The organism is Paenibacillus sp. E194 (assembly GCF_000935845.1).
GTDB classification, from domain to species: Bacteria; Bacillota; Bacilli; order Paenibacillales; family Paenibacillaceae; genus Paenibacillus_B; species Paenibacillus_B alvei_B.
The window spans coordinates 1-5,753 of sequence record NZ_JMDX01000306.1; the positions used below are offsets into that span (position 1 = coordinate 1).

Below are 5,753 nucleotides of genomic sequence, written 5' to 3' on the forward strand. Positions count from 1 at the left end.
GGGGATCTACAGTTCAGGAAAGTTTACAGGGACAAGCAACCGGATCACGAAACGAGGCTCTAAGAGACTTCGCCGAGCGCTGTATCTAGCTGTGCAGTGTGGAATTCGCAGAGGTGCAAACCACAGGATAAGTGATTACTATAAGAAGAAAAGGAAAGAGGGCAAGCCTTATAAGGTGGTTGTGATCGCCTGCGCCAACAAGCTTCACCATCACATTTACGCCATCCTTTATAAAAACGAGCCCTACCAAGCTTAATCCCATATTTATCCATAACCTTCACGCCAATGAAGGTTATTTGTGTTACAAATAAAAGTATATCAGTAAGTATTAGACGACTTCAAGCCGCAATACTTGACAAACATTAGCTGGTTTTTATTTGAAATAAATAAGAATTCATGTCAATTTTCGACAGAGAATAAACTTTGTGTATGTTACATTAAAGACAGTCACACTTTACAAGTGATTATCTATGTCAAATTGAGGAGGTGGAATGGGTGAAGTTGATTTTTCCTGCCTTATTTGCTGTGACATTTGTTGTATTTTTTGGAATAGACTTACTTGGTTTGAAAGGGATTTATAAGTACTCTGCAACATGTATTTTATTGTTTTTTGCGATGCTTCTAATCTTCAAATCTGCAAAATTAAACAAAAAAATCCCATTGATGTGGGGCATTCTGTTAATTGCACTGTTATTTGTTGCTATGATTCTGATTCCTGCTCTGTTGGTATAATATTATAATTTATACTAGTATTTACTATAATTGGGAGGTGTGATATATTTTATTCAGGCGGAAATTCGTCAATAAATAATAAGGAGTTGCGTAGATGAAAAAATACATTTCAGCAATCTTGTCATTAAGTTTGTTCTTTTCATTGTCTGCATCCGTTGTGTCGGCTAATCCTGTCACTAATCAAACCGAAGTCGAAGTGCTTCAAGAAAGTGTGAAAACAAAGCAATTAAACATCAACGGTGTAAATGTTGAAATTGTAGGCGTGAATGGTTCTCCTGTTTTGGATTCCTCTTCTGAACTTTATCAGGAGACAATCATGAATGTGCAAAACTTGATCTCTGAAACAAATAATGAAAATCCAAGTGTGCTCTGGGACCCTGATCAGACTTCAGGTGAGAGATTCACACCAGAAGTTTATAACACCTTTACTACTACTACTTATAATAATGCTAAACGCGCAATAGAGGCTTCGCTTGCAGCGTCGGCAGCATTAATTTCGGCAATTATATCAAAAGACGCTACTACATCCGCAATTGTAGGATCTTTTGCAGGCGTTGCTGCAAACTGGATTGTTGATGCTTTAAAACCATCTCACACTGCAACGTTTATTATTAAGGCATGGAGTCCTTACTACAACAGAAGTATTTATAAAATTGTTACAAACATTTATGAAGACGACAAAAGAAAGGACTTGAAAGAAATTAAAATTTCAGGACCTCTTGATTTAGTAAACAAAAATCAATTTAGAGCTATTTAGAAATAACCTCATCACATCCTCATAAACTTTTGTTAATTTTTAACTCAATCTATGATTGCCCAATAAAAGAAGAGCAGATTGCTCACGCACAGTGGGTCAGTCTGCTCTCTTGTTATTATCCATTAAGTCAAAGATAGTCAAAGACATTAGTACAAAACACGGCTTTGATGAAACAGTCTATATGTAATTTAAACAAAAACAATCCCGACCTCGGCCAGTCGGAATTGTCCCTTAATATACGTATATTCTATGTACTAACGCAGATGTAATATTCGTAATTAAAGCAATTTTGGAGCTGCTCCAGGATGACGTTCGTTCGGATATTGTTAGTTACAAGTGTTAATTGCTTGATCGTTTCTTCTTCTGCATTTCTAGTATTAATTCATCCAGTTGTCGGCTAATTTCAACTACTTCTTCGTCTATAAAGCCACCTTTAATCTGAACAATTTCTTTAAGTTTCTTCCTTAGTTCAATAATTCTATTCTCTAAAGAGTCTATAATCACTCACCTCGCGTACACTATCTCTTCTTTCTGAGTATAATGCACGTTCTAGTAAGATATGTGAAAATATTACACTTCAACACATTGTCGAAAAATGAAAAAGAGTAACACCATATTGGGTGCTACTCTCTTCACTGCCTAAAACGGATGAACACTTCCAGAGCCACCAGTAAACTGGACTACTGCTTCGGAAACAAGAACCGCAACCAGAAGGGTGTTAAAAACCAATTTACTAAATTTGTTTTTCATGACAATCCCTCCAATTTAGAGCTTCGCTGATAGTAATCCCTTAATTTATCAAGTGTAGACTGAGGTGAAACGTTATTCATAAAATGGAGATGCATTGCGGTATTCAAAGCTTCTTTTTCCTTTGACGCATCATCTATTTTGGAGTACCATAAGGCACATTCTACCATGTGTTCAATACTTTTGTCTACGTCGCCCACAGTCTTATAATACTCTGCCTTGATCCAAAGATAATCAGCATATGTAGCACAAACTAATGCATTTCTTTTGTCTACGAGAGATGCTGTTGCCCTTTCATTTTCCAGAATAGCTTTTGCTCCTTCAATATTATTCTGCTGTAAGTACAATTGAAGTAATTGTTTAGATGCAGGAATAATTGAGTCATTGCTGCACGTCTGTAAAAAAGATAACAGTAGCTCCTCTGCTTTTGCCGTTTCTCCCTTTCTAACCATGTAAAACGCATCCATAAGAACGACATTTTCTTTTGTATGCGGATAAGAAAAGTCTTTATATTGCAGTAGGTACAGTTCTGATTCAGTGTATGCTCCAATGCTGAAATACGCATCGATAAGGACGCCAAGTGCATCTGCTTTGAAATGACTATCTCCGTTTTTCAATACTTTCTTACAGTAATCAATGCATTCATTGTGATAATTTAGAGTATATGCATGAATAGCTAACTTGTAATATAGACATACTCGCTCTTCGGACGATAAGAAATCAACATATTGGAGAACGTATTTCCCATTTTGATAGGTTTCTTTTAACTTGGAAAAGTCGTACCGTTCAATTAGGTATCGTTGATACAATCCTTTTGCAATATAGGGCATGATCCCATGTGATCGTGAATAGTCAATGATGAGGTTATACAGTGATAATTTAATGGAGGTGTCTTCTATGGAGTTTATTTGTTGATACAGCTTTTCGGTTAAGTCAATGCTGTCTTCATTCGGAGATTGAAGGTATTTTGTTGCAACTTTCCGAATAAGTTCAATGTCTTCGCATTGTCGTACTGTAGTTTGAAACATACTTAGCAATGTTTCAGCTCTTTTTTCAATTTCAGCATAATAATCAACCAATGTTTCAAAAGGTATGCCCAATGCAGTAACTAACAAATGTACGCTCGAAAATTCTGGACGCTTTACTTCTCCGTTTTCGATTCTTGATATTGTCCCTCTATGTACGCCCGATAATTCTGACAATTGAGTGATCGTCATATCTAACGAGCGCCTTTTATCTTGGATTAGTTCACCGATTGTTGTAATTATTTTTGCGTCCAATACCATCCCTCCTTCTAACATTTTACCACCTATATTTTACCATGTTGTGAAGGGCATGTAAATTGAATGATGACATGAGAAAGATAAGAAACTGAGGGAGTAATTCTCACTCTTTTGTTTTGGATGGTGAATAGGCTTGAGCTTCATTTTTCCGCGATTAATCAATAAGGCAAAATGATTTTAGGGATACACAATATTCATTATTGTCGAAAGCTACTGTTTTCCTATTAAGTAGGATAAACAGTGGCTTTTGTTGTTTATTGGGGGGGGACTTTTTACTTTAGTAAGAACTTGCTATATTCCTAAACTACTATGCACATCCTCAGCTCGACCAGCACTATAAATCGGATATTCTAGGAAGGTAAATGTATGTAAATAAGGGTGCTTGAGTAAAAAAATGAGGAATAAATTTAATATATATAACGCTTATGGAAGGTTGAAGAAAGAGGAAATAGAACCCAAAATTTGCAGATTTCTTTATTGGGAGGATTGCATTAATCTTCATTAGGGTAACATTATAACATTTTTAAGAATAAGAAGGGCGGATTATTGTGATGGGAAAATGAAACAAAAAGGGAGGTTGTTTTTCAAGGGGAGAAACATACTTTCAAAAATCAATAGTCAATGATTATGCAGATAGGAGACGATAAGAAATGAATCTACTTGAAAGACGTTTAGTATCTTTAATGAAACAGATGAGTACGGAAGAACAACAAGACCTCTGTATTCAGGCAGGATTAATGATTTATATGAAAGAAGGATTAAAACGAGAAGAAATTAAAATTAATATCAGCGAGGATTTTAAATCGAAATTTGAAAGAGATGTCAATAAAGATGAAATGTTATGGATGTATGCTCTTGAGGAAATAAAACTGTATATTAGTCCTATTGAGTTTGAAACCTGGTTTTTAACAACTAAAGGGAAATATAATTGTGACGGAACTCTCATTGTATTATGTAGAACAAGTCCTCAGATAGTATGGCTCTCTAGAAGGCATGATTCATTTATCAAATTAATGGTTTCAACAATAATTGGTGATAAGGTAAATATCAAATATGAACTTTTGCAATGAATGGCTTACACGTCCTCAGTCAATTGTTGATTCAATTTGGGTTTGTAATGTAGTGTTTAAGAATCCTAAAATAATTCAGGATAATTTGATAGGGGAGTATTGGTTAGTAGAAAAAAATGCCTGGCTTCTGGCGGTACAGGTAGTTCCAATGCCAGAGCAAAAAAACGGGTCTAGTTTCTAATCTAACCGTGAATCAATGGAGGACTGTCTTTTTTGACATTTTTGATTCAAGGTGTCCATTCACAAGAAGGAGATTTCCTGATTATCGCATTAATATAGGGCATGCTATCCCAATTAATTGGATTCAAGGGGGTTCTTTTTTGGGAACGTATTTCCAATATATCCAAAAATGAATGCGTCAATGAGTGATATTTATATTTTTCTTGAAGATCATTTTTTATCAGATGAGGACTATAAAAGGCTAGTTGCATTATTGGCTTCAATGAATAATTTAACTATGAGTGAATATCTTGAGTTTTATGATAACGCTTTTGAGAACAAACAAATATATTTCTCAAATGATGGCCGTAATAAGTTTATTGAAGAAGGGAGAATTGAATCAAAACAGTGTCTATCCTCTTTTAATGCCGCACATAATAGATTATTAATTACCAAGCGATGTATGAAAAGAGTAGGCAGGGAGAGAATTATTGAGTCTTTGAAGAGACATAACGCAAATGATTGGGGAGATTGTTTACTTCAAGATGTACTAGATAATCAGAATGCTGCACAGAAAACTGGAGTCGTAAAATCAAACTTTAGACGTGATGATGGTGCATTAGAGTACTTTATTTTTACTGATATAAGTGAAAACATTACTGTAATAATGCATCGAAATGATTTGTAAAGTGAGATTAAGCAACGGAGGGAAAAGGAGTCTCTAAAGAAGACGTGTGCCCACATTGTAATTCAGATTAAAGAGGCGAACTTATATCAGGAGAAAGTAGATCAGGATATGATAGCAAGGAAAAATGTAGTACAAGAAAAATAAGGATAGAGGATAATAAATACGTTATACAGGTTTATGAAGCAGTGATTGATAATCCTAAGACTGGTGACGGACACACTGCAACATTTGGATGGTACTATGTCGATAAAATCACTAAAGAAGTAACTTCAATGTTTGATTAGTAGAGAAAAGTATTAAAGAGCTGGAAGTACTCT

At 35.1% G+C, this 5,753-nt stretch carries 7 protein-coding genes; 5 read left to right on the plus strand and 2 right to left on the minus strand.

The features are described 5' to 3' along the window. From AZ66_RS25860 to AZ66_RS25870, 3 genes are all read left to right on the plus strand, one after another. Positions 1-256 (plus strand): IS110 family transposase (locus AZ66_RS25860; RefSeq protein ID WP_044357495.1); only part of this gene is annotated, 256 nt, incomplete at its 5' end. Positions 257-495: 239 nt separating this feature from the next. Beyond that, a complete protein-coding gene (locus tag AZ66_RS25865; RefSeq protein WP_044357496.1) occupies positions 496-732 on the plus strand; it encodes a hypothetical protein in 237 nt (78 codons plus the stop codon). 94 nt (positions 733-826) lie between these two features. Beyond that, positions 827-1,489, plus strand: a complete 663-nt coding sequence (locus tag AZ66_RS25870; protein ID WP_044357497.1) for a hypothetical protein — start codon at positions 827-829, stop codon at positions 1,487-1,489. 339 nt (positions 1,490-1,828) lie between these two features. Here AZ66_RS25870 and AZ66_RS31020 read toward each other — a convergent pair whose 3' ends face one another. Then, positions 1,829-1,993 (minus strand): aspartyl-phosphate phosphatase Spo0E family protein, encoded by a 165-nt coding sequence (locus tag AZ66_RS31020; protein WP_231587057.1) that lies wholly within the window; start codon positions 1,991-1,993, stop codon positions 1,829-1,831. 242 nt (positions 1,994-2,235) lie between these two features. Further along, on the minus strand, positions 2,236-3,516 hold the full coding sequence (locus AZ66_RS25875) for a helix-turn-helix domain-containing protein (RefSeq protein WP_052648880.1): 1,281 nt from the start codon (positions 3,514-3,516) through the stop codon (positions 2,236-2,238). A 653-nt stretch (positions 3,517-4,169) separates the two neighbouring features. Between AZ66_RS25875 and AZ66_RS25880 the strand changes: the two genes are divergently transcribed. Together AZ66_RS25880 and AZ66_RS25885 are read left to right on the plus strand one after the other, a co-directional pair. Beyond that, positions 4,170-4,589 (plus strand): hypothetical protein, encoded by a 420-nt coding sequence (locus AZ66_RS25880; protein ID WP_044357498.1) that lies wholly within the window; start codon positions 4,170-4,172, stop codon positions 4,587-4,589. 361 nt (positions 4,590-4,950) lie between these two features. Continuing rightward, the gene (locus AZ66_RS25885; protein ID WP_044357500.1) at positions 4,951-5,436 is read left to right on the plus strand and encodes a hypothetical protein; all 486 of its coding nucleotides are present in this window, start codon (positions 4,951-4,953) and stop codon (positions 5,434-5,436) included. Positions 5,437-5,753: the final 317 nt, after the last annotated feature.